At 68.8% G+C, this 26,495-nt stretch carries 26 protein-coding genes; 9 read left to right on the forward strand and 17 right to left on the reverse strand.

What is annotated here, in order from left to right; all coding sequences use genetic code 11:
• Positions 1-2: 2 nt before the first annotated feature.
• Positions 3-992, reverse strand: coding sequence for a zinc-dependent alcohol dehydrogenase family protein (locus tag QT382_RS07500; protein WP_289253408.1), 990 nt, complete (start codon positions 990-992; stop codon positions 3-5).
• 146 nt (positions 993-1,138) lie between these two features.
• On the opposite strand from QT382_RS07500, the gene QT382_RS07505 reads away from it, so the two are divergent.
• Positions 1,139-2,044: a LysR family transcriptional regulator gene (locus QT382_RS07505; RefSeq protein ID WP_289253409.1), complete on the forward strand. Its 906-nt coding sequence runs from the start codon at positions 1,139-1,141 to the stop codon at positions 2,042-2,044.
• Positions 2,045-2,098: 54 nt separating this feature from the next.
• Here QT382_RS07505 and QT382_RS07510 read toward each other — a convergent pair whose 3' ends face one another.
• The 4 genes from QT382_RS07510 to QT382_RS07525 form a co-directional block, all read right to left on the reverse strand.
• Positions 2,099-4,360 (reverse strand): S9 family peptidase, encoded by a 2,262-nt coding sequence (locus tag QT382_RS07510; RefSeq protein ID WP_289253410.1) that lies wholly within the window; start codon positions 4,358-4,360, stop codon positions 2,099-2,101.
• A 65-nt stretch (positions 4,361-4,425) separates the two neighbouring features.
• A complete protein-coding gene (locus QT382_RS07515; RefSeq protein ID WP_289253411.1) occupies positions 4,426-4,653 on the reverse strand; it encodes a hypothetical protein in 228 nt (75 codons plus the stop codon).
• A 133-nt stretch (positions 4,654-4,786) separates the two neighbouring features.
• The gene (dbpA, locus tag QT382_RS07520) at positions 4,787-6,190 is read right to left on the reverse strand and encodes an ATP-dependent RNA helicase DbpA (protein WP_289253412.1); all 1,404 of its coding nucleotides are present in this window, start codon (positions 6,188-6,190) and stop codon (positions 4,787-4,789) included.
• Between the two features lie 34 nt (positions 6,191-6,224).
• Positions 6,225-6,599, reverse strand: a complete 375-nt coding sequence (locus QT382_RS07525) for a YbaN family protein (RefSeq protein ID WP_289253413.1) — start codon at positions 6,597-6,599, stop codon at positions 6,225-6,227.
• 27 nt (positions 6,600-6,626) lie between these two features.
• Here QT382_RS07525 and QT382_RS07530 point away from each other — a divergent pair, with 27 nt between their 5' ends.
• Together QT382_RS07530 and QT382_RS07535 are read left to right on the forward strand one after the other, a co-directional pair.
• Positions 6,627-7,625: an alginate lyase family protein gene (locus QT382_RS07530; protein ID WP_289253414.1), complete on the forward strand. Its 999-nt coding sequence runs from the start codon at positions 6,627-6,629 to the stop codon at positions 7,623-7,625.
• A 63-nt stretch (positions 7,626-7,688) separates the two neighbouring features.
• On the forward strand, positions 7,689-9,311 hold the full coding sequence (locus QT382_RS07535; RefSeq protein ID WP_289253415.1) for a methyl-accepting chemotaxis protein: 1,623 nt from the start codon (positions 7,689-7,691) through the stop codon (positions 9,309-9,311).
• Between the two features lie 9 nt (positions 9,312-9,320).
• Here QT382_RS07535 and QT382_RS07540 read toward each other — a convergent pair whose 3' ends face one another.
• From QT382_RS07540 to QT382_RS07550, 3 genes are read right to left on the reverse strand one after another with little or no spacing between them, the layout of a single operon-like run.
• Positions 9,321-10,094, reverse strand: a complete 774-nt coding sequence (locus tag QT382_RS07540; protein ID WP_289253416.1) for a phosphodiester glycosidase family protein — start codon at positions 10,092-10,094, stop codon at positions 9,321-9,323.
• Entirely contained in the window at positions 10,091-11,419 is a 1,329-nt protein-coding gene (locus tag QT382_RS07545; RefSeq protein WP_289253417.1) for a serine hydrolase domain-containing protein, read from the reverse strand. The genes QT382_RS07540 and QT382_RS07545 overlap by 4 nt, the downstream gene beginning before the upstream one ends.
• A complete protein-coding gene (locus QT382_RS07550) occupies positions 11,416-12,186 on the reverse strand; it encodes a GntR family transcriptional regulator (RefSeq protein ID WP_289253418.1) in 771 nt (256 codons plus the stop codon). Before QT382_RS07550 ends, QT382_RS07545 begins: the two co-directional genes overlap by 4 nt.
• A gap of 249 nt (positions 12,187-12,435) precedes the next feature.
• Here QT382_RS07550 and QT382_RS07555 point away from each other — a divergent pair, with 249 nt between their 5' ends.
• Entirely contained in the window at positions 12,436-13,284 is an 849-nt protein-coding gene (locus QT382_RS07555; protein WP_289253419.1) for an aldose epimerase family protein, read from the forward strand.
• Between the two features lie 12 nt (positions 13,285-13,296).
• Here the strand turns inward: QT382_RS07555 and QT382_RS07560 are convergent, their stop codons facing one another.
• The 3 genes from QT382_RS07560 to QT382_RS07570 all read right to left on the reverse strand — a co-directional run bounded on the left by QT382_RS07560 (position 13,297) and on the right by QT382_RS07570 (position 17,935).
• Positions 13,297-13,929, reverse strand: coding sequence for a sensor histidine kinase (locus tag QT382_RS07560; RefSeq protein WP_289253420.1), 633 nt, complete (start codon positions 13,927-13,929; stop codon positions 13,297-13,299).
• A gap of 73 nt (positions 13,930-14,002) precedes the next feature.
• Entirely contained in the window at positions 14,003-15,571 is a 1,569-nt protein-coding gene (locus QT382_RS07565) for a response regulator (protein ID WP_289253421.1), read from the reverse strand.
• Positions 15,572-15,766: 195 nt separating this feature from the next.
• A complete protein-coding gene (locus QT382_RS07570) occupies positions 15,767-17,935 on the reverse strand; it encodes a S46 family peptidase (protein WP_289253422.1) in 2,169 nt (722 codons plus the stop codon).
• 250 nt (positions 17,936-18,185) lie between these two features.
• Here QT382_RS07570 and QT382_RS07575 point away from each other — a divergent pair, with 250 nt between their 5' ends.
• Positions 18,186-18,452, forward strand: a complete 267-nt coding sequence (locus QT382_RS07575) for a hypothetical protein (RefSeq protein ID WP_289253423.1) — start codon at positions 18,186-18,188, stop codon at positions 18,450-18,452.
• A gap of 4 nt (positions 18,453-18,456) precedes the next feature.
• Here QT382_RS07575 and QT382_RS07580 read toward each other — a convergent pair whose 3' ends face one another.
• Both QT382_RS07580 and QT382_RS07585 read right to left on the reverse strand, forming a co-directional pair.
• Positions 18,457-18,753, reverse strand: a complete 297-nt coding sequence (locus tag QT382_RS07580) for a hypothetical protein (protein WP_289253424.1) — start codon at positions 18,751-18,753, stop codon at positions 18,457-18,459.
• A 107-nt stretch (positions 18,754-18,860) separates the two neighbouring features.
• Positions 18,861-19,409, reverse strand: coding sequence for a deoxycytidylate deaminase (locus QT382_RS07585; protein ID WP_289253425.1), 549 nt, complete (start codon positions 19,407-19,409; stop codon positions 18,861-18,863).
• A gap of 148 nt (positions 19,410-19,557) precedes the next feature.
• Here QT382_RS07585 and QT382_RS07590 point away from each other — a divergent pair, with 148 nt between their 5' ends.
• The gene (locus tag QT382_RS07590; RefSeq protein ID WP_289253426.1) at positions 19,558-20,967 is read left to right on the forward strand and encodes a peptide MFS transporter; all 1,410 of its coding nucleotides are present in this window, start codon (positions 19,558-19,560) and stop codon (positions 20,965-20,967) included.
• 1 nt (position 20,968) lies between these two features.
• A complete protein-coding gene (locus QT382_RS07595) occupies positions 20,969-21,634 on the forward strand; it encodes a Crp/Fnr family transcriptional regulator (RefSeq protein ID WP_289253427.1) in 666 nt (221 codons plus the stop codon).
• A gap of 4 nt (positions 21,635-21,638) precedes the next feature.
• Here QT382_RS07595 and QT382_RS07600 read toward each other — a convergent pair whose 3' ends face one another.
• The 4 genes from QT382_RS07600 to QT382_RS07615 all read right to left on the reverse strand — a co-directional run bounded on the left by QT382_RS07600 (position 21,639) and on the right by QT382_RS07615 (position 24,102).
• Complete coding sequence (locus tag QT382_RS07600; RefSeq protein ID WP_289253428.1) at positions 21,639-22,082, reverse strand: GFA family protein; 444 nt, start codon at positions 22,080-22,082, stop codon at positions 21,639-21,641.
• Positions 22,083-22,169: 87 nt separating this feature from the next.
• Complete coding sequence (locus QT382_RS07605; RefSeq protein WP_289253429.1) at positions 22,170-22,817, reverse strand: DUF2971 domain-containing protein; 648 nt, start codon at positions 22,815-22,817, stop codon at positions 22,170-22,172.
• Between the two features lie 32 nt (positions 22,818-22,849).
• A complete protein-coding gene (gene rnhA, locus QT382_RS07610; protein WP_289253430.1) occupies positions 22,850-23,293 on the reverse strand; it encodes a ribonuclease HI in 444 nt (147 codons plus the stop codon).
• A gap of 29 nt (positions 23,294-23,322) precedes the next feature.
• On the reverse strand, positions 23,323-24,102 hold the full coding sequence (locus QT382_RS07615) for a class I SAM-dependent methyltransferase (protein ID WP_289253431.1): 780 nt from the start codon (positions 24,100-24,102) through the stop codon (positions 23,323-23,325).
• Between the two features lie 2 nt (positions 24,103-24,104).
• Between QT382_RS07615 and gloB the strand changes: the two genes are divergently transcribed.
• Positions 24,105-24,890, forward strand: coding sequence for a hydroxyacylglutathione hydrolase (gene gloB / locus QT382_RS07620; protein WP_289253432.1), 786 nt, complete (start codon positions 24,105-24,107; stop codon positions 24,888-24,890).
• Positions 24,891-24,895: 5 nt separating this feature from the next.
• On the forward strand, positions 24,896-26,473 hold the full coding sequence (locus QT382_RS07625; protein WP_289253433.1) for a transglycosylase SLT domain-containing protein: 1,578 nt from the start codon (positions 24,896-24,898) through the stop codon (positions 26,471-26,473).
• Positions 26,474-26,495: the final 22 nt, after the last annotated feature.

A 26,495-nucleotide genomic window follows, 5' to 3' on the forward strand; every position in this document is an offset into this window, starting at 1 on the left:
GATCAGAGCGCGTTCGGCACGACCAGGATCTTGCCCTGGCGTTCGCCGGACGCAGCCGCCGCGACCGCTTCCTTGATCTGGGCCACGTCATAGGTGGCCTGCACCGGCGCACTCAGCTTGCCGGCGGCGATCAGGCCGGCCAGCTCGCCCAGCAGCGCTGCCTGCTGCGCCTGCGGCGTCACGCGGTACCAGCGCGCCAGCCAGAAGCCCTTCAGGGTCACGTCGCGGAACACCAGCTCGCGCGGCGAGACTATGCAGGGCTCGCCGCTCAGGGCGCCGTAGTTGACGACCACGGCGCTCTCCGCCAGCGTGGCGGCCAGCCGCATCGTGGCCTTGCCGCCGACGGCATCAATGCCCAGCTTGATGGGCGCACCGTTGGTGGCCGCCTTGACGCGATCGGCCAGATCGTCGCCATCCACCAGAACCACGTCCCCACCCTGGGCCTGCACACCGGCCACGGCCGAGTCGCGGCGCACGATGTTGACCGTCTTCAGGCCACGCAGCTTGGCCAGCTGCACCACATAGCTGCCCACGCCCGAATTGGCGCTGTTCTGAATCACCCAGTCGCCCGGCTGCAGCGTGGCGAAGTCGCTGAGCAGCAGCGAGGCGGTCGGCGGGTTGACGGTCAGCATGGCCAGCTGCTTGGGGTCCGCGCCATTGGGCAGCGGGATCAGGCGCGCGGCCGGGGCGACCAGGTGGGTGGTCCAGGTGCCGGAGCCGGCGGGCAGCAGCACGGTCTGGCCAATGGCCGGGCCTTGGGTGTCCGGGCCCAGCTCGACGACACGGCCCACGCCCTCGCTACCGCCCACCGCCGGCAGCGGCGGCAGCAGGCCGTACTGGCCGGTCAGGGTCAGCACGTCGCTGGGGTTGATGGGCGCGGCCAGCACGGCCACCAGGGCCTGGCCCGGGGCCAGCTGCGGGCGCTCGAAGGGCACGGCCTCGATCACGGCCTGCGGCACCGGGCCGCGTTCGCTGTACAGGGCTTTGAGCATGCTTGTCATGGGGCTTCCTTCGTGCCGGCTTCGGCGTTGTTGCTGCGATGACCGAATGCTAGGCAAACCCTTCTCGGAGCAGAATCCGTCGTATTCGGCAAATTCTTTTGCCTTTACGACAAAGATCACCCGACGAGAGACCCCGCATGGACAAGCTGCGCGCACTGCAATACCTGCTGGCCGTGGCCGACGGCCTGAGCTTCTCGCGCGCGGCCCGCGCCTTCGGCGTGCCGGCCTCCTCGATCTCGCGCCGCATCGCCGACCTGGAATCGGCCCTTGGCGTGCAGCTCCTGCACCGCACCACCCGGACCGTGCGGCTGACCGAGCTGGGCGCGCAATACCTGGAGCAGGTGCGGCCCGGCCTGGCCCAGCTGAAGGATGCGGACGAACTGGTCGGCCAGCGCAGCAGCAAGCCCGGCGGCACGCTGCGCATCAGCGCCATGCCCGGCTATGGCCAGGCCTTGCTGATGCCGGCCCTGCAGGACTTCGGCGAGCGCTATCCGGAAATCGTGCTGGACGTGCACCTCAGCGACGCCCTGGTGGACCTGGGCCGCGACCAGATCGACATCGCGATCCGCGGTGGCCGCCAGCCGCAGGACCGGGTCGTCGCCCGCAAGCTGGACCCGAACCGCTTCGTGCTGGCGGCCTCGCGCAAATACCTGAAACGCATGGGCACGCCGCGCACGCTGCAGGACCTGGAGAAGCACCGGGCGCTGATGTACCGCGGCCCCAGCGCCGTGATCAAGTGGCAGGGGCGCGATGAGGAGGACGGCTGGCACGAGATCGCCATTGCGCCGGCCTTCATCAGCAACGACGGCGCCAGCCTGATCGCCATGGCCTGCCGGCATCAGGGCCTGGTCCTGCTGTCGGAATGGGGCTTGAAGACCGCGCTGGAGCGCGGCGAGCTCGTGCGTGTGGCCCTGGACCAGCCGGTGTCGGTGGGACGCGGCGGCGACCTTGGCATCTACCTGCTCTACCTGCAGACCCGCTACCGCATCCCCAAGGTGCGGGCGGCCGTGGAGTTCCTGGTCGAGCGGCTGGGCGAGGCCTAACAAGAATGAAAAACGGCGCCCTCGGGCGCCGTTTCAATGATCAGCGAATGCCGATCAGGGCTTCAGGTGGCGGACGAAGAAGTCCGTCTGGTTGCGGGCCGCATGCAGGCGCGACTTGCGGCCGGCGATGCCATGGGCCTTGCCCGGGTAGATCGTGGTCTCGAAGATCTTGCCTTCGTTCTGCAGGGCCTCGATCAGCTTCAGCGAGTTCTCGAACAACACGTTGTCGTCGGCCGTGCCATGCACCAGCATCAGCGGCTTGCTGAGGAACTTGGCGCGCGGGATCAGGTTGGCCTCGGCATAGGCCGGGGCCTTGCCGCCCTGCGTGTCCACGCCCAGGTAGCGCTCGGTGTAGGCCGTGTCGTACAGCGTCCAGTCGGTCGGCGGCGCGCCGGCATAGGCGGCGGCGAACGGCGTGTCCTCGTCCATCATCGAACGCGCGGCCAGGAAGCCGCCGTAGGACCAGCCGGTGAAGCCTATGCGGGCCGGGTCCACGCTGGGCACCAGCTTGGGCAGCTGGCGCACGGCGGCGAACAGGTCGGCCACCTCGATCTTGCCGATGGCGCGGTAATGCGCATGTGTGAAGTCGCGGTCGCGATGGGCCATGCCGCGGGTGTCCACCGTCATCACGCCAAAGCCCAGGCGCTGCCAGTAGGCTTCCATCAGCATGCCGCCCGAAAAGCGCCAGCCGACCGAAGCGCCATGCGGGCCGCCATAGGCCTGCACGATCACCGGGTTCTTGCCCGTGGCGCTGGGCTTGAGCGGCGGCGAGTAGGTGGCGTTGAGCGGCGTCTTGCCGTCGGCCGAGATGATGTCCAGCACCTGCTGCTGCGGCACCAGGCGGGCCAGCATCGGATCCGGCACGCCGCCTTCGACGGCGATGGGCGCGGCCTTGCCGTCCAGCGAGACCACCCGGCTGGTGGCCGGGACGCCCCAGCTCGATTCGCTCATCAAGAGGCTCTTGCAGGCGCCGTCGCCCGAGGCCGAACGCCAGCGGCGCGGCTGGCCGGTCTCGATCATCCGGGTCTTGCCGTTCAGGTCGGTCTCGAACAGCTCCTGGCCGCGGCCACGCTCGGTGGCGCCTGCGAACACGATGCGCTGGCCGGCGGCGCAGACCACGTTGGTAACCGTCTCGGCCTGCTGGGTCAGCTGCTTGATAGCGCCGCTGACGCGGTCCAGCAGCCACAGCTGGCGGCGGCCGCTGCGCTCGCTGGACCACAGCAGGGCCGGTTGGCCCGAGAGCTTGTGGGCCGGCAGCTCGCGCAGGTCGTTGTGCAGCTCGACCCAGGCCGGATCGCGCTCGGACAGCACGGTGCGGGCGGCGTTGCCGTTGAACTCGACCAGGTCCAGGCGGGTCTGGTCGCGGGTCAGCCACTGCAGCCAGGGCTTGCCGTCGGCAAACCAGCCGGCGCGGGCGATGTACTCGGCCTCGCTGGGCAGCGGCAGCGGGGTGATGCGGCCGTCGGCCAGGTCGATGCGCAGGGCGCGGGTCTTGGCATTGGGCTGGCCGGCGCCGGGATAGCGCTGCTCGGTCATGGCCGTGCGGTCGGCAAAGATCTGGGCACGGACCTTGATGGGCACCGGGCTCTCGTCCACCTCGATGGCCAGCAGCGACTGGCCGTCGGGCGACCACCAGAAGCCCTTGTGGCGGTCCAGTTCTTCCTCGGCGATGAACTCCGCGAGGCCGGTGCTCACGGTCTTGCTGCCGGTCTGGGTCAGGCGCTTGGCAGCGCCCTCGGCCAGCGACTGCACATAGAGGTCGCCACCTTGCACGAAGGCGACCTGGCGGCCGGCCTTGTCGCACTGCGGCTCGCGGGCGGGCTCGCCGCCGCCTTCGGTCAGCTTGCGCGACTTGGGCGCGGCCTCGCCGCTCAGCTCCACGGCGTACAGCGCGCCGGACATGGGCACCAAGAGGCGCTTGTCGTCCTCGCCGCACCACTGGTACGAGAGGATGCCGCTGCCGCTGATGCGGCGGCGTTCCAGGGCCATCTTCTCGGCCTCGGTCAGTTGCGCCTTGGCCTGGCCAATCAGGTCCGACATGGCGAGCAGGCGGCGCGGCTTGCCGGCGGGCAGCGGCTGGCCCCACAGCTCCATGACCTCGCTGTCGCTCTCCGAAGGACGCAAGAAGGTCAGCCACTGGCCGGCCGGCGAAACGCTGGCGGCACGCGGCATGCGGCCTGTCAGCGGCGGATCGGCAAAGATGCGATCCAGGGTCAGTTCGGGTTCCGCGGGGGCTGCAGCAGCGGCGGAGGGGAGGCCGGCGGCGGCCAGCATGGCGGCCAGCAGCAGCGGTCGGAGGGTCGGGTGTTTGCGCATGCCGCATGCTAAGGGCAGACCCGCCCCGCGGCCATGCGGACCTCACCCGATGACTTCAGTCAGATTCAGTCAGCGCACGCCTGCACCACCGGCGAGGCGTATTCGTCGCCGACCACGGCACGGGCGAACAGATAGTTCTCCAACGCCCGCGGGCTGAGGTCGTCCAGCGGCACATGGCCTTGCTCGTCACAGGGAAAGGCCAGGGCCCGTCCCGCGTGATAGAGCGACTGGAAGCGCAGCTCGTAGTGGCCTGCGGCGTGAATCGAAAGTCCCTTGACCGACGTGCTTTCCATGATGGGCCCCTCTGGGCAATCAGTGCCTCTTGTGATCAAGCGTAGGAGGCATTCGCAAAAGCCAGCGTGCAATAAGACGCAGCTTTGTCCCCCTGCAACGATTCAACCCCGAGCCCGGGGGACCGAGCCCCCTTCAGTCGAGGGGTGCCAGATCGGCCAGCCGTCGCACCTTGACCTTGCGGCCCTTGAGCTTGCCGGCCGAAAGCCGACGCACGACTTCCGGCGCCAGCTCGCGCTTCACCGCCACATAGCTGTGGAAATCGGTGACGTGGATCTTGCCGATCTGCGCGCCTTCGAAGCCGGCCTCGCCGGTCAGCGCGCCCAGGATGTCGCCGCGGCGGATCTTGTCCTTCTTGCCGCCCAGGATCTGCAAGGTGTCCATGGCCGGCAGCAGCGGCTCCTTGGAGGCCGGCTGCAGCGAGGCGAGTGGCTGCCACTTCAGCTCCTGACCCAGCAGCTGCTCGATGCGGCCTATGCGGCCCATCTCGTCCACGCTGGCCAGGTTCAGGGCCAGGCCCTCGGCGCCGGCGCGGCCGGTGCGGCCAATGCGATGCACATGGCTCTCGGCATCAGCGGCGATGTCGACGTTGATCACGCATTCCAGCTCGGCGATGTCCAGGCCGCGCGCCGCCACGTCGGTGGCCACCAGCACCGAGCAGCTGCTGCCCTCGAACTGGATCAGCACCTGGTCTCGCTCGCGCTGCTCCAGCTCACCGTGCAAGGCCAGGGCCACGATGCCCTGGGCCTGCAGCACGGCCACCAGGTCACGGCATTGCTGGCGGGTGTTGCAGAAGGCAATCGTGCGCGACGGGCGGTAATGCAAGAGCACGCGCGAGACCGCATCCAGCCGCTCGATCTCGGCCACTTCGTAGTTGAGCTGGCGGATCTGGCGCGGCGCGGCGGCGGCCTCGGCCTTGACCGTCTGCGGATCGCGCAGGAAGCGGCCGGCCAGGCCGGCCACGCCCTCGGGCCAGGTGGCCGAGAACAGCAAGGTCTGGCGGTTCTTGGGGGCGGCCTTGGCCACGGCAGCGATGTCGTCGACGAAGCCCATGTCCAGCATGCGGTCGGCCTCGTCCAGCACCAGGGTATTGAGCGCCGCCAGGTCCAGCGTGCCGCGCTGCAGATGGTCGAGGATGCGCCCCGGCGTGCCGACCAGCACATGGGCACCGAACTGCAGGCTGGCGATCTGGTTGCGCATGGGCACGCCGCCGCACAGCGTCAGCACCTTGATGTTGTCGGCCGCGCGGGCCAGCTGGCGCAGCACCTCGGCCACCTGGTCGGCCAGCTCGCGCGTGGGGCACAACACCAGCGACTGCGGCCTGAGCACGGCGGCATCCAGCCTGTGCATCAGCGCCAGGCCGAAGGCCACGGTCTTGCCGCTGCCGGTCTGGGCCTGGGCGATCAGGTCGCGGCCCGCCAGCGCGGGCGGCAGGCTCAGGGCCTGGATCGCCGTCATCTCGGTGAAGCCCAGCTGGACCAGGTTGGCCTGCATCGCGGCAGACAGCGGCAGGGTGGAGAAAGCTTGCTTGGAATCCATGGCCTCGATTATCCCGGCCCCTGCTCGGCTCGCCTCAGCGGCTGGGCAGGCGGTACATCCAGACCGCCACGCACAGGCAGATCGCGGCCGGCAGCCAGGCCCAGGCCAGGGGCAAGCGCCAGGCGGCCATGGCGCAGCCCAGGGTCATCATCCCCCAGGCCAGCTGCTTGGCCCGCAAGGGAATCGCGCGGCGCTCGCGCCAGTTGTGCACCATGGGGCCGAAGCGCCGATGGTTGAGGATCCAGGCCTCGCAGCGCGTGCTGCCGCGGGCAAAGCAGAAGGCAGCCAGCAGCACGAAGGGCGTGGTCGGCAGCAGTGGCACGAAGATGCCCACGATGCCGGTCGCCAGCGCCGTGAAGCCGGCCAGCAGCCAGAGCAGACGGAATGCGAGCGGCGTGGAGCTGGGCATGGCGGGCCAGTGTAGAGTGCCGCGGCCATGCCCAAGCTGACCCTAGCGCCCATGCTGGCCTGCCTGCTGTTCGCAGCTCCGGCCCAGTCTGCACCCTGCCCCGCGCCGCCGGCCGCGCTGGGCGACATGCAGGGAAATGGCTACTACACCGACAAGAACTACTCGATCGTCGATCCGGTGCTGAAGGCCCGCAACGAAGCCGCGGCCAAGCCCTTCACCGATTTCGCCGACCAGGTCAGCCGCCGCGCCGACCTGGTCCTGGCCGGCGGGCCCGAAGCTGCGGCGGCCGGCGCCTGCGCCCTGCAGTGGTTGCAGGCCTGGGCCGAGGGCCGCGCCATGCTGGGCCAGATCGCCACCAGCCAGGCCCAGTACCTGCGCAAATGGACGCTGGCCTCGCTGAGCCTGGCATATCTGAAGCTGAGGCCGCAGGCCTCGGAAGCCCAGCACAATCAGATCGCGGCCTGGCTGCGCGAGGTGGCCAAGGCCGCGCTGGACCACATCGGCCACAGCAAGGCAGCACGCAACAACCATGTCTACTGGGTCGGCCTGGCGGTGATGGCCACGGCCGAAGTCAGCGAGGATGCCGCCCTGCGCGACCAGGCCCGCCGCCTGTTCGAGGAGGCCTTGTCCGACATCCGCGACGACGGCAGCCTGCCGCAGGAAATGGCCCGCGCCGGCAAGGCACTGGCGTATCACAACTACGCGCTGGCGCCCCTGGTGCTGATAGCCGAACTGGCCGCTCGTCGCGGCGAGGACTGGTATTCGCTGCAGGGCGCGCGACTGGACCGGCTGGTCGAACGCACGGCCGCCGGCATCGCCGACCCGGCCTGGTTTGTCACGCAAACAGGCGTCAGCCAGGAGCTGCCGCGCGGCGGCATCACCGGCTGGGCCCTGCTCTACGCGGACCGCGGCGAGGCCCGCCGCCAGAGGGTGGCACACCTGCTGGTGGCGGGCCCGCTGCGCAACGTGACGCTGGGGGGCGAGCTGCAGCTGATGCGCGCACAGCGCCTGTTTGCAACACGCTGACTTGCGCGACGGGCTGGCTGCCCCGAGGATGGCCCTGCCCTCTTCGTTCGTCAGGGAGTCGACATGCCGTCATTGAAGAACCTGAGCATCGCCCGCAAGCTGGGCGGTGCGTTCGCCGTGCTGGTAGGCCTGCTGATGCTGTTGGCCTTGTTTGCCTACAGCCGCCTGCATCTGGTGCAGGCCGACTCGCGCCAGATCAGCGGCAACTGGCTGCCGGCCGTGCGCCTGGCCGGCGTGATGGATGCCAGCGCCTCGGACTACCGCATCGGCCTGCTGCAGACCATGGCGGCCACGACGCCCGAGCAGGCCCGGACGGCCGAGGCCAACATGGCCAAGGCCCAGGACGAGATGCGGGTCGCCTCGACCGACTACAGGTCGCTGATCAACGAGGACGAAGAGAAACGCCTTTACGAGAGCTTCAACGGCCAATGGGCCCGCTACCAGGAGCTGGCCGGCAAGGCGGTGGCCGCAGTGCGCGCCGGCAATCTGGACGAAGGCCGGGCGATCCAGGGCGGCGAGGCACGCCAGGCCTATCTGCAGGCCAGCAAGACGCTGCAGGACCTGGTGGACTTCAACGCCAAGGGCGCCGATGCCTCCAGCCTGCATGCCGAGCAGGCCTTCGCCTCGGCCGTGACCTGGCTGGTCGTGGTCTCGGTCGGCGCCGTGGCCCTGGCCGTCGTCATGGCGCTGGCCCTGATACGCATGATCACCACGCCGCTGGCACAGGCGGTGCGTGTGGCCGACAGCGTGGCTGACGGCGACCTCAGCCAGCAGATCACTTTCGATGGCAGCGACGAGACCGCCCGGCTGCTGGCCGCGCTGCAGCGCATGCAGCAGGCCCTGGCGGCGACGGTAGGCACGGTGCGCGGCGGCGCCGAATCGGTGGCCTCGGCCAGCGCCCAGATCGCGCAGGGCACGGTGGACCTGTCGGCCCGCACCGAGGAGCAGGCCAGTTCGCTGGAGCAGACCTCGGCCACCATGGAGCAGCTCGGCGCTACCGTGCGCCAGAACGCCGACAGCGCCCAGCAGGCCAATCAGCTGGCCCAGAGCGCCAGCGAGGTGGCGCGCAGCGGCGGCCAGGTGGTGGGCGAGGTGGTCAGCACCATGCGCGGCATCGAGGACAGCTCGCGCCGCATCTCCGACATCATCGCCACCATCGACGGCATTGCCTTCCAGACCAATATCCTGGCACTGAATGCCGCGGTGGAGGCGGCCCGCGCCGGTGAGCAGGGCCGCGGCTTCGCGGTCGTGGCCGGCGAGGTGCGCACGCTGGCCCAGCGCAGTGCCGAGGCGGCCAAGGAGATCAAGTCGCTGATCAGCGACTCGGTCGAGCGGGTGCAGAACGGCACGCAGCTGGTCGATCGCGCCGGCAGGACCATGGTCGACATCGTGGCCTCGGTGCAGCGCGTGGCCGACATCGTCGGCGAGATCAGCAGCGCCAGCACCGAGCAGAGCTCGGGCATCGCCCAGGTCGGCGAGGCGGTCAGCCAGCTGGACAAGGCCACTCAGCAGAACGCCGCCCTGGTCGAGGAAAGCGCAGCCGCCAGCGAAAGCCTCAAGGCCCAGGCGGCCAGGCTGCTGGAGGCGGTGGCGATCTTCCGGCTCCAGGCCGGCACTTCGCACTCGCTGGCCAAGAGCAGCCCGGCTTCGCTGGCCAAGGCCGAACAGCGCTGGGCTGGTTCCTGAGCCGCCAGCTCAGGGCCGCGCCCGGATATGCAGGGCGTTGGCCACCTTGCGCAAGGCCGGCTCATTGAACGGCCGCTGCATCACCGAGCGACCGTCCATCAGCAGGGTGCTGGAGCCGCCGCCGTCCAGGTTGATCGCATCGACCGCGCCGAGCTGGGCCATCACGGCCGACATCTGCACCAGGCTGAGCCCCAGCACCGGCGGACGCCGGCCTTCGGCCAGCGCAATGATCAGGTAGCGGCCACTGGCGTCCAGGCCCACGGCGGTGCGCGGATGGGTGGACTTGCAGTGGCTGCCGCAGCGCTCGTCGTCCTCGGCCGTGCGCCGCCTGCCATGGTCCAGCAGCCAGGGCGTGCCGGCCACCACATTGCTCCATTCAGGCTTCATTTGGGCCGGCGGCTGCAGCACGACCTCGCAGCGCTGTGCCGCATCGCAGGCCAGCAGCGGGCTTCTGGCCACCTCGAACACCGGCGCCCAGGCCTCGCCATTGCTGACCGTCAGGCCGCGCACCTGGAATTCCTTGTTGAAGTAGGAGACGTTGATGCTCGCCAGCGCCCCGGCGCTGCTGGCCATCTGGTCCAGCGGCAGGCCTTTTTCAGCGGGCGGAGAGACGCTGACTTGAAGCGTTTGCAAATCCACCCTCAGCGCGTGGACCACGCTTTCGGGGAAAGGCGTGATGCGCGCATAGTCCAGGCCCTTGGCGTGGCCCTGGTAAGGCGCTGGAATGCTGGCGCAGCCGGCGAGCCACAGGACGAGCAGCAGGCCGGCCAGGCGCCGGCTCATGCCTGAGCCTTCATCAGATGGCCCCACAGCAGCCGATGCAGCTTTTCCTCGAAGCCGGGGAAGCTGGACTCGCGCGCCCGGTGCAGGTCCGGGTCGGCGCCGGTGCCCGAGATGGCATAGGCGATTCCGTTGCCGCGTCCGGCATCGAACATCAGGCCCGAGCGCAGGCCCCAGGCGAAGCCGCAATGACCCCAGGCCTCAAGCCCGGGATAGAGCCGGTCGCCGCGGCCGTCGAGGCTGCGGTCTAGGTAGTGCTGCAGTCCCACGCCCCAGGCCTGGTAGATGCCGTCCCAGGTGTTGCCGTTGGCTGTCTTGGCGTCGTAGCGCCACTGCTCGGTGCAAAGCGCGGCAATGCTGGCGGGCGACAGGAAGGCCTGGCCGCGATGCTGCCCGCCGGCCAGCAGCATCTGCAGGATGGCGCCCATGCCGCGCACGCTGATGCGCAGCCGGCCCTGCGGACCGAACAGCGTGCCATTGCTGCCCAGCTTGTAGTCAGCCAGGCCCTTGAGCGGCTTGGGCGGCTCGCGGCTGAAATCGTCGGTCTGCGGCACCCAGGGGCCTTCGGTCTTCCAGGGCTGGCCCTCGACCTGCTTGCGATAGAGCGTGGCCAGCTGGGCCAGTTGCTCGGGCGGCAGCGAGGCTGCATCGAAGCCCCCGGCCGCGCCCAGCGGGCCCAGCACCCATTGCTGGATCAGGCGGTCGAAGCGCTGCCCGGCCGCCTGCTCCATCACCGAGGCGATCACGCCGTAGTTCAGGTTGGTGTACTGGAAATGGCCGCCCGGCGCCCAGCTCGCCCAGGCCTTGGCGCCAATGCTTCCCTGCGGACCAAGGAGCGCCTCCAATGAGTTAGGCAACTCGAAGAAGATGCCGCCCTCGTCGGTCAGGCCGGCGCGGTGGCTGAGCAGCAGGCGCAGCGTGATCGGAATGTCGGGGAAGCGCGGATTCCGGAACCGGAAGCCCAGGCGCTCGGACACGTCCTCGTCCAGGCTGAGCCGGCCGGCCTCGACCAGGCGCATCACGCCCAGCGCGACGACCAGCTTGGTCACCGAGGCGATGCGGAACAGCGTATCCGGCGTCACCGGCAGGCCGGGCCGGCCCTCGGCAGCGACCACGCGCTCGCCGAACTGGGCCTCGAAGACCACCTCGCCGCGGCGCACGCACAGCACGGCCAGGCCGGGCAAGGGATTGGCCGGATCGGCCTGCAGCGCCTGCAGGGCCTGGCGCAGCTCGGCGGCCTCGTCCTTGCCATCGGCGGCGCCCGCCAGGCTGCCCGCGCCCCAAGCGCCGAGGGCCATCAGCAGCTGGCGGCGTTGCAGTTCGCTCATTGGTCCTCGTCCTCGTCATCGAGATCACCCAGCTCGGCGAGCAGCGGGCCGCTGATGGGGCGCATCACATTGATCTCGAAGCGATAGCGGTCGGCGCGATAAAGGCTCTTGGCGTACTCGACCACCTCGCCTGAACCGGCATGCGAAAGCCGCTCGATCAGCAGCGAAGGCGAGAACGGCGCCACGCCCAGCAGGTCGGCCTCCTCCTCGTTCAGCACCGTGGCCTGGATCTGCTGGCTCGCCGCCCGCAGCGGCAGGCCGAAGCGCTGCGACAGCAGCTCGTACAGCGAGCTGGTCGCCAGGCTGGCGGCATCGAAGCCGGGCACCTTGGCCTGGATCAGGTAGACGGTCTCCAGCGCCATCGGCTCGTCGCTGGCCAGGCGCAGCCGGCGCATCTCGACCACGGCCGTGCCGGGTATGACCTTGAGCTTGTGGGCCAGCTTGGCGCCGGCCGCGATGGTGCGGCAACCCAGCAACTCGCTGGTCGGCACCAGGCCGCGTTCGCGCATTTCTTCCGAGAACGAAAGCAGCTGCGGCTGCTTGACCACCGGCTGGCCGGACACGAAGGTGCCGGCGCCCTGGCGGCGCTGCAGCAGCCCGTCCAGCTCCAGTTCGCGCAGGCAGCGGCGCAGGGTTTCGCGCGCCACGTCGAAGCGTTCGCTCAGCTCGCGCTCCGGCGGCAGCCGGCCGCCCTCGCCGTTCTGTTCAATCAGCTCGAGCAGGCGGCGCTTGAGCTGCTCGCGCTTCTGGCCACGGTCCATGATCATGGCTGTCTCCCGGCGGAGCGGCAGGCTCCGCGCCGTTCATTGGTTTGGTTATGGCCCAGCTTGGGCCGGCGGTTGGCGGACCAATCCGCCAAGCTACCCAGCGCCACGAGTCTAGCCGCCGGCCAAGCCGCCAAGCCATGAATACCATTGCTAGACCAGAACCTGGGCTTATTGCCCCCCGCGAAGCGGGGACAGCGACCGCGGGATTTCCCGGCCGGACGCGGGCGCCGGCATTGCGAAACTGGGCCCATGCTGCATGAGCTGAGCCTGGGATCGATGAGCGCGACGGTGGGCGTCCGCGGCGCCGAGTTGCGCAGCCTGCGGCGCGCCGGCGAGGAATTCCTGCAGGCCGCCGAGCCCGGCCGCGCCATCCTGCAGTTCCCCAATGTGGGCCGGCTGCGCGAGGACGGCATACGCCACGGCGGTAGCTTCCATGCCTTGCCTCAGGACGGCTTTGCCGCGCATTGCGATTTCCGCCTGGTCGAGCACACACCTCACAGCCTGGTGCTGGCCTTGCGGGCCGATGCCCACACGCGCGAGTGCTATCCCTTCGAGTTCGAGCTGCGCGTGGCCTATGCGCTGCAGGCCCGGGGCCTGAAGGTGGACTACCGGGTCCACAACCGCGGCCTGGAACGACTGGCCTTTGGTCTGGGTTCGCAGCCGGTGTTCACCCTGCCTCTGGCCGAGGGCGAGTCGCTGCAGGACTGGTCGCTGGCCTTCGACGCAGCCGAAGCGCCCGAGGCCTACCGGCAGGACGGCCCGCTGTTGTCGGCCCTGCCTCAGCCTTTCGCCTTCAGCCCGCCGCAGAGCCTGCAGCTGGGCTCACCCCAGTTCGCCAGCGGCCGGCTGGCCTTCAAGCACATCAATTCGCAAAGGCTGGACCTGGTGCATGCGCGGCGCGGCCGGCGCCTTTCGCTGCTGACCGGTGGCGCGCCCCACCTGGGCCTGTGGAGCCGCCATGACGCGGTCTGCATAGCGCCCTGGTACGGCATTGAAGACGATGCGCAGGCCCCGCTGGAACTGCTGGCCAAGCCCTCGGCCATCCAGTTGCCGGCCGGCCGCGCCTTCGTGGCCGGCTACCGGATCGAACTGGCCTGAGGCCGCTGCAGCTCAGGGAATTGCCAGCTCGAACAAGGCGCCGCCGCCGGGCCGCGCCATCAGCCGGCTGCGGCCCTGACGGCCGCGGTTGCGATGGGCCAGGGCCACGGCCGCGCAGACCTGCAGACCCAGGCCACTGGCCGTGGGGCTGGCCGGCGCATCGAGGCCAGGGCCGTCGTCGGCCACACTGAAGCAGAGCATGCCGTCCTCGGCCAGGTCCAGGCCCAGGTCTATGTGCTGACGGGCGTAGTGCAAGGCGTTGTAGAGGGCCGAGTCCAGCGCCAGGCGCAGGAGCTGGCGGTCGCAGATCCAGACCTCGGGCAACTCGCGCGCCGGCTCGGCCAGGCGCAGCTCCAGGCGGCCAGCCGCCAGCAGCCTTCCGTCGTCGACCAGCTCCTGCATCAGCTCCTGCGGCGAGGCCTCTTCCAGATGCACCGGCAGGCGCTTGCCGCTGGCGCTGCGCTGAGCCACAAGCAGGCCGCTCATCTGGTGCGTCAGGTGCTGGGCCTGGCTGAGCGCCGAACGTGCGAGCGCCTGGGCCGCATGCTTGTCCAGCTGGTGCTCCATCCGCTGCAGCGAATCGCTCAGCAGGGTCAGCCGGTTCTTCAAATCGTGGACCACCGCCGCGCAGAGCGCCTCATTCATCATGGGGCACCCTGAGGCCTGCGGCCTGTCCCGCCAGGCGGGAGCGAGCCACTTCGGAACGGCCGTGCGTGGCTCATGTGCCGACACGCTCCCGGAAGAACTTGCGCGCCGCCGCCACGCGGTCGTGGTTGGGGTACTTGGCCGCCAGGTGGTCGAGCAGCTGGCGGGCCCGGGTCGCATGCTCCTGGGCCTTGCCCAGGCGGTTCATGGCGATCAGGTAGAGCGTGCACAGCTCGATCTGCACGCTGAAGTGATCCGGCGCCCGGGCCAGGGCCGCCTCGCCGGCCACGATGCCTTGCGCCAGGTCGCCGCGCTTGGCCTGCTGCAGCTGCTGAAGCGCTTCTTCCACGTGCCGGCCTTCGCGCTCGACCTCGTCGCGGCAGGCCGCCTCGACCGGCGTGCCCTTGGCCGACTGCAGGGCCGCGGCCACCATCATCGGCTGGTCGGAGTTGTTGCGGGCCACGGCCATGATCAACTCCTGTCCCAGCTCCAGGTTGCCGGTGGCCAGAGCCGAGCGGGCCATCAGCAGCTTGTGGGCATCGGGCAGCTGGGCCATGCCGGTGCCGAGCTGGGCCTGCTGCATCAGCTCGGCCGCCTTCTCGGCCTGGCCGGTGGCCTGCAGGCCCTGCGCCTGCAGCGCCTTGCCCAGGGCCTGGGCGGCAGGCTGGTCGCCGAACTGCTTGGCCTGCTCGGCCGCCACCGTGATCGCGCGGCGCGGATCGCCGCTGTCTATCAGTGCCTGGGCCAGCAGCATGCCCTCATGGTGGCTGCGCTGCAGCGCATGACGGTTCTTGCTGACGGCCGACTCCAGCGCCTTGACCGCCAGGCCGGCATCGCCATTGGCCTGGGCCAGCTCACCGAGCTTGATCTTGCGCTGGGCATTGGGCGCCACCTCGGCCAGCTTCTTGGCCAGCTCCAGAGCCCCGGGCGCATCGCCGCGTTCCTCGGCCATGTCCAGCAGCAGGTCGTAGGCGGCGGCGTAGTCGGGCTGGGCATAGACCAGCTGCTGCAGCACGGTCTCGGACTGCACGCCCTTGCCCAGCGCACGCAGGGCCTGGGCATGGCCGAGACGGGCCCAGGCGAGTTCGGAATTGAGCGCCAGCGCCTGCTCGTAGCAGACGCGTGCATCGTCGAAGCGGGCCAGCTTCATCAGGGCCTGGGCCTTCTGCTTGTAGCCCTCGCCCCGCGTACCGTCGGTGCGCTGGATGAAGTCGTCGGCCACGCCCAGCACCTTGTCCCACTCGCGCGCATCCACCGCCTTGAGCAGCGGCGCCAGCAGCTGCTTGCGCGCGGCCAGGGTCTCGATCTGGCGGGCCAGCAGCTGGTCGGTGAAGGGCTTGAGGATGTAGCCGTCGGGCAGGTAGTCGCCCGCGGCCAGCACGTCGCTGCGCAGCGAGTTGGCCGTGATGTAGATCCAGGGCGCCAGCGGGTTGATGAAACGCTTGCCGCGCGCCGTCTCCAGCAGCTGCTGGCCGTCGGCGCCCTCGCCGAGGTTGTAGTCGCACAGCACGAGGTCGTAGCTGCCGTCGCGCATCGCCTTGAGCGCTTCCTCGGCATTGGCGGTCATCACGACCTGGCGTATGCCCAGCCGGTACAGCGATTCGCGAATGATCTGCCGCATCTGCTGCTGGTCCTCGACCATCAACACACGGAATGCGGTGATTGCCTTGCCTGGAACCTGTGTCGCCACGCACGCCCCTTGATGGATCACAAGCGGGCCCCAGTATCGTGCATGGCGAAGCGCTTGGGCAGAGTCCGTTCCGGCGTCCGGCTGACAGCCGCCCAATGAAAAACGGCCCGCTGTCGCGGGCCGTTCCGGCTCAGGGGGAACGCTGGATTACAGCGCGCCCATTTCCTTCAGCAGGTGATCGGCCTTGTCGACCACCTTCATCTGCCACTGCATGTAGCGGGCGTCCAGCACGATGGAGCGGACCATCTTGGGGTTGAAGTCCACGTCGGCGATCACGGCGTCCAGCGTGCCGTCGAACAGCAGGCCGACCAGCTCGGCCTTGCTGTTCAGCACCGGCGAGCCGGAGTTGCCGCCGGTGGTGTCCAGCGTGGCCAGGAAGTTGACCGGCACATTGCCCAGTTCCTTGGCGGCGTACTTGTCGTACTGCTTGCCCTTGATGGCAGCCAACTGAGCGGCCGGTGCATTGAACTCGCCCGTGCCCGTGGCCTTGGCGCTGACGCCGGCCAGCGTGGTGAACGGCGTCCAGTTGCTGCCGTCGGCGCCCGGCGTGCGGCCGGTCACCTTGCCGAAACTCACGCGCAGCGTGCTGTTGGCATCGGGGTACAGCGGCTCCTTGCGGCTGGCCTTGTAGGCGATCAGGGCCTTCATGGTGCTGGAATAGGCCTGCTGCACGCGGCCGCCCAGTTCCTTGTCGCGGTTCTCGCGAGCTTCGTCGTCGGCATACAGGGCCACGGCGGCCTTGATGAAGGCGTCGTCGCTGGCCTTGAAGTCGGCCGGGGCCTTCTTCATCCAGCCCATGCGCTCCTTCACGTCAGCCAGCTTGGTGCCGGCGTACAGCACGTCCAGGCGAGCCTTGATGGCGGCTTCGTTCATGCCCGCCGAGAGGCCCAGGGCCGACAGGAAGGTAGCGTTCAGCGTGGAAGCCGGCTGGGCCAGGTACTTGGCCAGGAAGCTGGCGGCGACGGCCTTGTCGACCTTCTCGTCGTAGCGACGCTCCAGCGACTGCAGACCGGCCGCGATGCGGCTCAGGTCGCGTTCCTGGAAGCCGGCCTTGCGTTCCACGTTCGGCTTGGTCTGTTCCTCGGCCAGGCGCAGCAGCGTGCGGGCCGTGCCCAGCAGGGTCGGCTGGCCTTGCGTCATGAAGGTCTCCGCCTTGGCGATGACCTGGCGCTCGGCGATCAGCTTCTCGGCGGTGGCGAAGTCGGCACTCCATTCCTTGGCGCGCTTGGCATCGCCGTTGACCCAGGCCTTCAGCTGGGCATAGCCCTTCTGCTTGCGGTCCAGGATGTCGGAGCCGATGTAGCTCTCCTGCTGGCCCTGGAAGTTCTTCATCGTGTTGTTCAGGCCGGCGACCGTGCTGGCGTACTTCAGCTCGGCATCCTTGCGACCTTCGGTCTCGGCCTTGATGATGGCCAGGCGGTTCTCGAAGGCGCTGATCACCGTGGGCTGCTGCCAGCTGAAGGTGAAGTCCACTTCCGCGGGCAGGCGGTAGCGGTTGGTACGGCCGGGGTAGCCGGTGACCATCACGAAGTCGTTTTCCTTCAGCGGGCTGCTGGCCAGCTTCAGGTAGGACTTGCTCTGGTAGGGCTTGTTGTCCTTGTTGTAGTCGGCCGGCTTGCCGTCCGGGCCCACGTAGGCGCGGTAGAAGCTGTAGTCGCCGGTGTGGCGCGGCCACATCCAGTTGTCGGTGTCGCCACCGAACTTGCCGACGCCGTCGGCCGGTGCATGCACCAGGCGGACGTCGCGGATTTCCATCTGCTTGATCAGCTGGTACTGCACGCCGCCGTAGAAGCCGTAGACATTGCAGCGGTGGCCGGCGTCCTTCTCACACTCGGCGATCAGGGCCTTCTCGTTGGCTTCCATGGCATCGACACGGGCCTTGCCGGTCAGCGCGCTGGTCTTGGCGTCGAGCACGCGGTCGGTCACGTCCTTGACGTCGACCGTCACGAACACGCGGCTGCCCGGGGCGGCCGGCAGCTCGTCGGCCATGGTGGCGGCCAGGAAGCCGTTCTTGATCAGGTCACGCTCGGGACGCGAGTTGTACTGGATGCTGCCGTAGGCGCAGTGGTGGTTGGTCACCACCAGGCCTTGCGGCGAGACGAACGAGGCGGTGCAGCCACCCAGGCTGATCACGGCGTTCATCGGGAATTGGGTCAGTTCCTTCAGCTTGGCCGGGTCCAGGGCCAGGCCGGCGGCCTTCAGCGGCGCGGCGATCTGCGGCAGTTGCGAAGGCATCCACATGCCTTCGTCAGCGCGCGCGGCGCCAGTGGCAGCCAGGGCCAGGATGGCCAGGCTCAGCGAGGAGAGCTTCTTCATCGGATCAATCCAAATGGGGCGCCCGCTGGGGCGCGGAACTGCAGGCCTTGTGGGCCGCGGCAAAGTCGAGCAGCCTACCACCGCTCCTAGGGTTTCCCCACATGGCTTGCCCTCATGACGAAAGTCACCCCAGGCCGACCAGCCGACCAGTCGCTTACAAAATTTCCCGGTGCAGACGCGTCAGCCCCTGGCATTGCCCGGCCAATCGCGCGATAAAGAACCCTGACACGAAACTGACGGGGAGCGCCTCATGACGCTGCGCCAACTGAGCCTGATCAAGCGCTGGCTGCGCTTGCACCCCAGGGGTCACGAAGTCGAATTGCAGGCCTGGGACATGGTTCTCACCGGCTGGCTGATCGGCCTGCTGGGCGTGCCCGTGGCCCTGCTGCTGGAGGCCCCGCAATGGCTGCTGCCCTGCCTGCTCGCCTACCTCTTGCCCGAGATGTACTCGGCCGCGCGCCTGCGGCTGCATCGCCGCGGCCTGCTGCGCTGCGACTACCAGGAACTGCTGAAGTAGACCTTCAGTGGATCAGACCGATCCACTCGCCCGCACTCTGGTAGCTCTCGAACAGGGTCAGCGACAGCTCGCGCAGCTCGTCATGCCCGCTGGCATGGCCCTTGGCCAGGCGCTCGAAGGCATAGAGCCGGTCGTAGATCATCCGCGTGGGCTGCACCGAGATGCCTTGATCGGCCATCAGCTGCTGGAAATGTTCCAGTTCACCCATGGCGACCGGGCCGGCGATCAGGCTGCCCAGGTCCAGCGATTCGTCCTGCCACAGCGTGCCCGAGGCGGGAACCAGGTTGAGCGGGATGAACATGGGCGGACCTCGTAACGGCTGATGCTTGTAGCCGCGATCATGCGGCCCGCCGCCAAAACTTAAGTCCGAATAAGCGGGCTAAGACCCCGCTGTTTCCGCTCAAGCCCTCAGCCCTGCGGCCGGCCGTGCAGGGCCGGGCCGGTGACCTGGATGAAGTCGTCCAGCTTCTGGCACCACTGGCCGGCGGCCAGTTCCAGTGCGTCCAGGCTCAGCACCTCGATCCCGGCATCGACCAGCATCTTGTCCGAGGCGCCATTGCTGGCGACCTGGTGCGGCTTCTTCTCCAGGAACACCACCCGCTTGATGCCCACCTGGATGATGGACTGCACGCAGCGCGGGCAAGGGTATTGGGTGGTGTAGATGGTGCCGTCGGTCAGCGGCAGCACCACGCAGTTGAGGATGGCGTTGACCTCGGCATGGACGATGTAGCTGTGGCGCGAGCGCAGCGGGTTGTCGTCCTCGTCGGACCAGTAGGACTCGTCCTCGTCGTTGCAGCCGCGCGGCAGGCCGTTGTAGCCCACGCCCAGGATCTTGTTGTCGCTGCTGGCGATGCAGGCGCCGTTGCGCTTGCGGCCGTCCTTGGAACGGGCCGCGGCCAGCAGGGCCACGCCCATGAACATGGAATGCCAGTGGATCAGCGGAAGGTTGTTCTGCATGCGACGGCCGGCGGCGTAGAGAAGGAGGAAAAGACAGGGCGCGGCCAGTGTACCCAGGCCTTTCCCTCCCCCCTGGCAAGGCGGCTTGCCAGCCGCGGACGATTCGGAGACAGTCGCGGCCATTCCGAACCACGAGCCAGGATTCCCCTTGTCTGCCGTCCTCACTGGCGCCGCGCCCGCGGCCCCCTACATGCGCGACGACCGCGCCTTCCTCGGCCACCCGGCCGGCCTCGGCTGGCTGGCCTTCTGCGAGCTGTGGGAGCGCTTCTCCTACTACGGCATGCAGGCCCTGCTGGTGCTGTACCTCGGCAACTACCTGTTCATGCCGGAGAACATCGGCCAGGTGATGGGCATGGACTCGCTGCGCGCGGCCATCGAGCACTACACCGGCCCACGCTCCACCCAGCAGCTGGCCTCGGCGGTGTTCGGCCTCTACACCGGCTTCGTCTACCTGACCCCGCTGTTCGGCGGCCTGCTGGCCGACCGCCTGCTGGGCCGCACCAAGACGGTGGTCATAGGCGCCTTGCTGATGTCGCTGGGCCATTTCCTGATGGCCTTCGAGGTGTTCTTCCTGCTCGCCCTCGCCTGCCTGCTGCTGGGCGTAGGCTGCTTCAAGGGCAATATCGCGGCCCAGGTCGGTGCGCTCTACAAGCCGGGCGACCAGCGCCGCGCCAGCGCCTTCCAGATCTTCATGATCGCGGTGCAGGTCGCCGTCATCGCCGCGCCCCTGGTCTGCGGCACCCTGGGCGAGAAGGTGGCCTGGCACTGGGGCTTCGGCGCCGCCGGCGTGGGCATGCTGATAGGCCTGGTGGTCTACCTGGCCGGCCGCCGCTGGCTGCCGCCGGAAGAGCCTCGCGTCCGCAATGCCGCCAGCGCGGAGCCCAAGCCGCGCATGACCCGCAACGACTGGGCCAAGCTGCTGCTGCTGATCGCCCTGGTGCCGGTGCTGATGCTGTCCATCGTCGGCAACCAGCAATACAACAACGCCTTCCCGCTGTGGTCGCAGAAGCACATGGACCTGCTGCTGTTCGGCTGGCAGGTGCCGGTGACCTGGCTGCAGGCCATCGATGCGGTCTTCGCCACCGCCACCATGATCGGCTCGCTGGCGTTCTGGCACTGGTGGTCCAAGCGCCGCCGCGAGCCGGACGAGCTGACCAAGATGGCCCTGGGCTCGCTGATGGCGGCCTGCGCCCCGGCCCTGCTGGTGCTGGCCTCGGCCTCGATCGAGGGTGGCGGCGGCAAGGTCAGCCTGGCCTGGACCCTGGGCTACGCCCTGCTCAACGACCTGGGCTTCGCCAACGTGCTGCCGGTCGGCCTGGCCCTCTACTCCCGCGCCGCGCCGCTGCGCCTGGGCGGGCTGATGATTGGCATCTACTACCTGCACCTGTTCATAGGCAACACCTTCGTAGGCTGGCTGGCCGGCCTGCTGGAAGAGATGAGCGGCACGCAGTTCTGGGCCCTGCACGCAGGCCTGGTGGCCGCGGCCGGCGTGCTGCTGCTGCTGGTCAAGCTGCTGTTCGGCAAGGTGCTGACGCCCGAGCAATCCTTCCGCGCCTGACATGGATCTGCACGAGATGCTCGCCAAGTCGATCTGGGGTCGCAACCTGAGCCCGGTCGAACTGGCGCGCGTGCTCCGCGATGCACGCGAGCGCACGGTCGAGGCCGGCTCCGCCATAGTCCGCAGCGGCGAGCTGGCCGAGCATTGGTGCGGCCTGATCAGCGGCTTCGGCAAGATGAGCGTCAGCTCGGCCGACGGCCGCGAGACCAGCCTGACCAGCATCGCCACCGGCGGCTGGTTCGGCGAAGGCACCCTGATCAAGCGCGGCCGCTGGCAGTACGACGCCGTGGCCCTGCGCGACTGCCGTGTGGCCCTAGTGCCGCGCGACAGCTTCGAATGGCTGCGCGCCACCAGCCTGCCGTTCAACCACCATCTGCAGGTCCTGATGAGCGCTCGCATGGGCCAGTTCATCGCCCGCATGTGCGACGACCGGCTGCTCGACTCCACGGCCCGCGTCGCCCATTGCCTGGCCGGCTTCTTCAACCCCGAGCTCTATCCCGAGCCGGGCAGCTTCATCGACATCCGCCAGGCCGAGCTGGGCCAGATGGCCGGCGTCTCGCGCCAGCGCGCCAACAAGGCCTTGCAGCTGCTGGAGCAGCAGGCGCTGATCCAGGTCGAGCGCCGCGGCGTCCAGGTGCTGGACCTGAACGGCCTGCGCCACTACTGAAGCACTACTGAGCCGGCGGCGAGCCGGCCAGGAACTCCACCTCGGCGATCCAGTTGCGCTGGCGCCGGGCCAGGCGGTCGCCCAGGCCTTCGCCATCGAAGTCGGCCGAGCCGCGATTCAGCAACGCCGGGTCCAGACCTTCCAGCGCGTTGACGCTGACCACCGCAAGGCGCCGCCCCTCGATAAGGCTGCTGACCACGGGCACGACGCCGCATTGGGCGCAGACATGGAAGTCCGCTGTCTTGGTGCCGAAGGCATAGCGCCGGTGCAGGCTCTCGTCCCGCACCCAGACCCGCAGAGAGCCGCCGGGGCTGGAGGTCCAGACCCCGCCATGTTTGACGCAGAAGCTGCAGCCGCAGGCCCGCGCCGGAATCTGCGTCGGCGCCCCGCTGGCCCAGCGCAGTTCGAAACTGAGGTTGCCGCAGTGGCAGCGTCCGGTGAGTCGCATCGCAGTCGCGCAGGCCCGTGGAGGAGCCCCGTTTCTACCGCTTTCGGCCAAGGCTTGCAGGCGGCAGGTCGCCATGCCCACGCTCGTTCAGCTCGCGCCCAGCGCGTAGCCCTTCCACTGCTCGTTGGAGATCAGGGTCGAGCGCGAGACCTTGAGCTTGGCGCAGCCATCGATGGCGCGAATGGCCTGCACCACCGACTTGGACAGGGCCGAATGCATCCAGGGGCTGAGCGACACGCCGCGAATCGACGACAGCCGCACCGGCACGCCCAGTGCCGGCAGCTCCTGGTCTGCCGAGGTGTAGAGCACGCGGAACTCGTTCTCCGGCCGGTAGCCAATGCGCTTGATGAAGGGCAGCTCCTCGACCCTGAACTCGCGGCCGCGGGCCGCCGTCATGCTGAGGTAGTCCATGGGGCCGGTCTGAATGCCCGGATGGGCCTCAAGGTCAAGGAGCAGCTGGTCGCGGTCGAACAGGATGCAGACGCCGGCCGGTCCGTTGGAGAACACACGCCAGTGGTGGTAGGTCTCGGAGGCCTGCGAGAAGCACAGAGCCAGCACCGACTTGAGCGCCCGACGCTCCTTGTAGACCGACATGAAGAACGAGTCGTTCTTGTCGTCCCAGGTCTTGGGGTCCAGCAGGGTCAGCTGCTGGTTGCTCAGCAGATGCAGCAGGGCCGGCAGGTCGGTGTAGCGCCGCAGGTGTTTGGGCGCCCTGGTCTTTTGTTCTTCGTTCAAGTCCCGTCCCCCGTGCTGTCTGGCGCCGCGGCTCAGCGGCCGGCGCTGCTCACGCCACGGTTGGCCAGTTCATCGGCGCGCTCGTTGCCCGGGTCGCCGGCATGGCCCTTGACCCAGCGCCATTCGACCTCGTGCAGCTTGCACAGCGCGTCCAGGCGCTGCCACAGCTCCACGTTCTTGACCGGCTTGCCGTCGGCGGTCTTCCAGCCACGGCGCTGCCAGCCCGAGATCCATTCGGTCATGCCCTTGCGGACATATTCGCTGTCGGTATAGATGGTGATCTTGCAGCTGCGCTTGAGCGAGGCCAGCGCCTCGATAGGGGCGGTCAGCTCCATGCGGTTGTTGGTGGTACCGGCCTCGCCGCCCCACAACTCCTTTTCATGGCCGCCCGAGCTGAGCCAGGCGCCCCAGCCGCCGGGGCCGGGATTGCCCTTGCAGGCGCCGTCGGTGTAGATCGTGACCGCCGGCTTGGGCATGGCGGCGGGCTTGGGGGAAACAGTTTCGTTCATCGGTGCGTCGTCGTCTGTCGGTGTTGGGTGGCGACGGCCGGAGCCGTCTGCGGCGCAGCGGCCCGCTTGCTGCGCTTGGCAAGGCCCACGAGGCGCATGCCGTGGACCTTCTTGGTGGCCATGACGAAATAGACCGCGCCGAGCACCGGCCACCAGCGCGAGCCTATGCGTTCTATCCAGGACCAGCGTTCCAGCCAGCGCTCGCTCTTCAGCGGCGGACGGTAGGCGCCGAACTGGGCAGCCTCGACCTCGAAGCCGAGCAGGCGCAGCCAGTCGCGCAGCCGCCAGTAGCCTATGAACTCGCCGGTGCGCGGCATGAACAGCGGTCGGCGCGGGCCACCCGTCAGGCGGCCGAGATTCTGCCGCAAGCCCCAGAGGCTGGCGGGGTTGAAACCGTTGATCACCACGCGGCCTTCGGGCCTGAGCACTCGCTCGACCTCGCGCAGCGTCTGGTGCGGGTCGCGCGAAAGCTCCAGCGCATGCGGCAGCATGATCAGGTCCAGGCTGTTCGATTCGAAAGGCAGGGCGTCGAAGTCGCAGCGCAGCACGGTGGTGCCGGCGATCTGCTGCCCCAGCGCGTCCTGGGCCAGCCAGCGGTGCGGCATGCGGTTGGCGCGCAGCGCCTCAAGCTCCGGCAGGCCAAGCTGCAAGGCATGAAAGCCGAACAGGTCGACCACGGCCGCGTCCAGGCGCTGCTGCTCCCAGTCCAGCAGATAGCGGCCCGGCGGGGTTTGCAGCCAGTCGGCCAACTCTACAATCGCGGCGTCACGCGTCATACATGAAACTCGTCGCCCTCCCCGCCTTCTCCGACAACTACATCTGGATGCTCCACGACGGCTCTCGAGCCCTGGTGGTCGATCCGGGTGAAGCAGCGCCCGTGCAAGCGGCGCTGACCCGGGCGGGCCTCAAGCTCGCGGGCATTCTAGTGACCCATCACCATGCCGATCATGTCGGCGGCCTGGCCGACCTGCGCTCGCAGTTCGACGGCCCGGTGATAGGCCCGGCGGCCGAGCAGATCGCCGGCATCGACCTCGAGGTCGCCGAGGGCGACCAGGTCGAGATGCTGGACCAGCGCTTCGAGGTGCTGGACGTGCCCGGCCACACGGCCGGCCACATCGCCTTCCTGCTGCGCGAGCCCAGCGACGGCAGCGCGCCCATCCTGTTCTGCGGCGACACCTTGTTCTCGGGCGGCTGCGGCCGGCTGTTCGAAGGCACGCCGGCCCAGATGGTGCAGTCGCTGGACAGGCTGATCGCCCTGCCGGCCGAGACGCGGGTCTGCTGCGCCCATGAATACACGCTGTCGAACCTGCGCTTCGCCCAGGCGGTGGAGCCGGGCAATGCCGATCTGGCCGCCTATGTCGATTGGTGTCAGGCGCAGCGCGCCAAGTCGCTGCCCACGCTGCCGTCCAGCATAGGCACCGAGCGGCGCATCAATCCCTTCCTGCGCTGCACCGAGCCTGAGGTCCGAGCCAGTGCATTGCAACAGCAACCTCCCCTTGCCGACGACGCCGACCGCGTCGCGGTGTTCGCCACCCTGCGGCAATGGAAGAACGAGTTCCGATGAGCTGGATGAACAAGACCCTAAGCCATAGCAAGCCCGCCCTGCGCCCCCTCTGCCTCGCCCTGGCCGCCACGCTGCTCAGCGCTTGCGCCAGCACCCAAGCCCCGATCCCCATCTCCGTCCCGCCGCAAGCGGCCACGCCGGTGGTCAGCTTTGCCGCCGTTGAAGCCCCTGTCGTGCAGCCCACTGCGGCTCCCATGGTGGTCAAGCCGGCGCCCGACACCCAGCTGCTGGAAGACAGCCTCAACCCAGGACGCAAGATCGACCTCGACGCGCCCGCCGTTCATGCCGACATCTGGGCCCGGCTGCGCCAGGGCTTTGCGATGCCCGAGCTGGACAACGAGGGCGTGCGCCGCGCCGAGTTCTGGTACAGCGAGCGGCCCGATTACGTGGCCCGCATGACCGAGCGCGGCAGCCGCTACCTGTTCCACATCGTCGAGGAGCTGGAGAAGCGCGGCATGCCCACCGAGCTGGCCCTGCTGCCCTTCGTCGAAAGCGCCTTCGTCACCGACGCCAAGTCGCGCGCCAAGGCCGTGGGCATGTGGCAGTTCATGCCGGCCACCGGCCGCGACTTCGCGCTGAAGCAGAACATCTTCCGCGACGACCGCCGCGACGTGCTGGCCTCGACTCGCGCCGCGCTGGACTACCTGGAACGGCTGCACAGGAAATTCGGCGATTGGCATCTCGCGCTGGCCGCCTACAACTGGGGCCAGGGCAATGTGGCCAAGGCCATCGCCCGCAACGAGAAGGCCGGCCTGGCCACCGACTACGAGAGTCTCAAGATGCCCGACGAGACTCGCTACTACATCCCCAAGCTGCAGGCCGTGAAGAACATCGTCGGCGACCCGGCGCGCTACAGCCTGAGCCTGCCCAAGATTGCCAACCACCCCTACTTCCTCAGCGTCAAGATCGACCGCGACATCGACGTGGACTTGGCCGCTCGGCTGGCGGAGATGGAGCTCGACGAGTTCAAGGCCTTCAACCCGCAGATGAACAAGCCGGTGATCCTCAGCAACGGCACCTCGCAGCTGCTGCTGCCCTTCGACAATGCCGGCCGCTTCGTCACCAACCTGGCCGAGCACCGCGGCCAGTTGGCCAGCTGGACCGCCTGGGTCGTGCCCAAGACCATGAAGCCGGCCGATGCCGCCAAGCAGGTCGGCATGGCCGAGGCCCAGCTGCGCGACATCAACAAGATCCCGCCCAAGATGCTGGTCAAGAGCGGCTCCACCCTGCTGGTGCCGCGCACCGCCAAGCGCGACCAGGACGTGTCCGAGCACCTGGCCGACAACGCCGCCATCAACCTGGCGCCCGACGTGCCGCCGCTGAAGAAGCTGAGCTACAAGACCGGCAAGGGCGAGAGCGTGGCCACGGTGGCCGCCCGCTACAAGCTGCCGGCCAGCCAGGTGGCGCAGTGGAACAGGGTCTCGACCAAGGCCACGTTCAAGCCCGGCCAGCTGGTGACCGTCTACCTGGCCCAGTTGCCGCCGTCGCCGCAGCAACGCGTGGCGAGCAGCAAGAAGGCGCCGGTGCAAAGGCCGGCCAAGGTGGGCGCGGCCCGCAATCCGGTGGCGGCCAAGGCCGGCTGAAGCCGGCCTTGGCCAGCGCCGT

The sequence above is a fragment of the Pelomonas sp. SE-A7 genome, from assembly GCF_030345705.1.
Classification (GTDB): domain Bacteria; phylum Pseudomonadota; class Gammaproteobacteria; order Burkholderiales; family Burkholderiaceae_C; genus JAUASW01.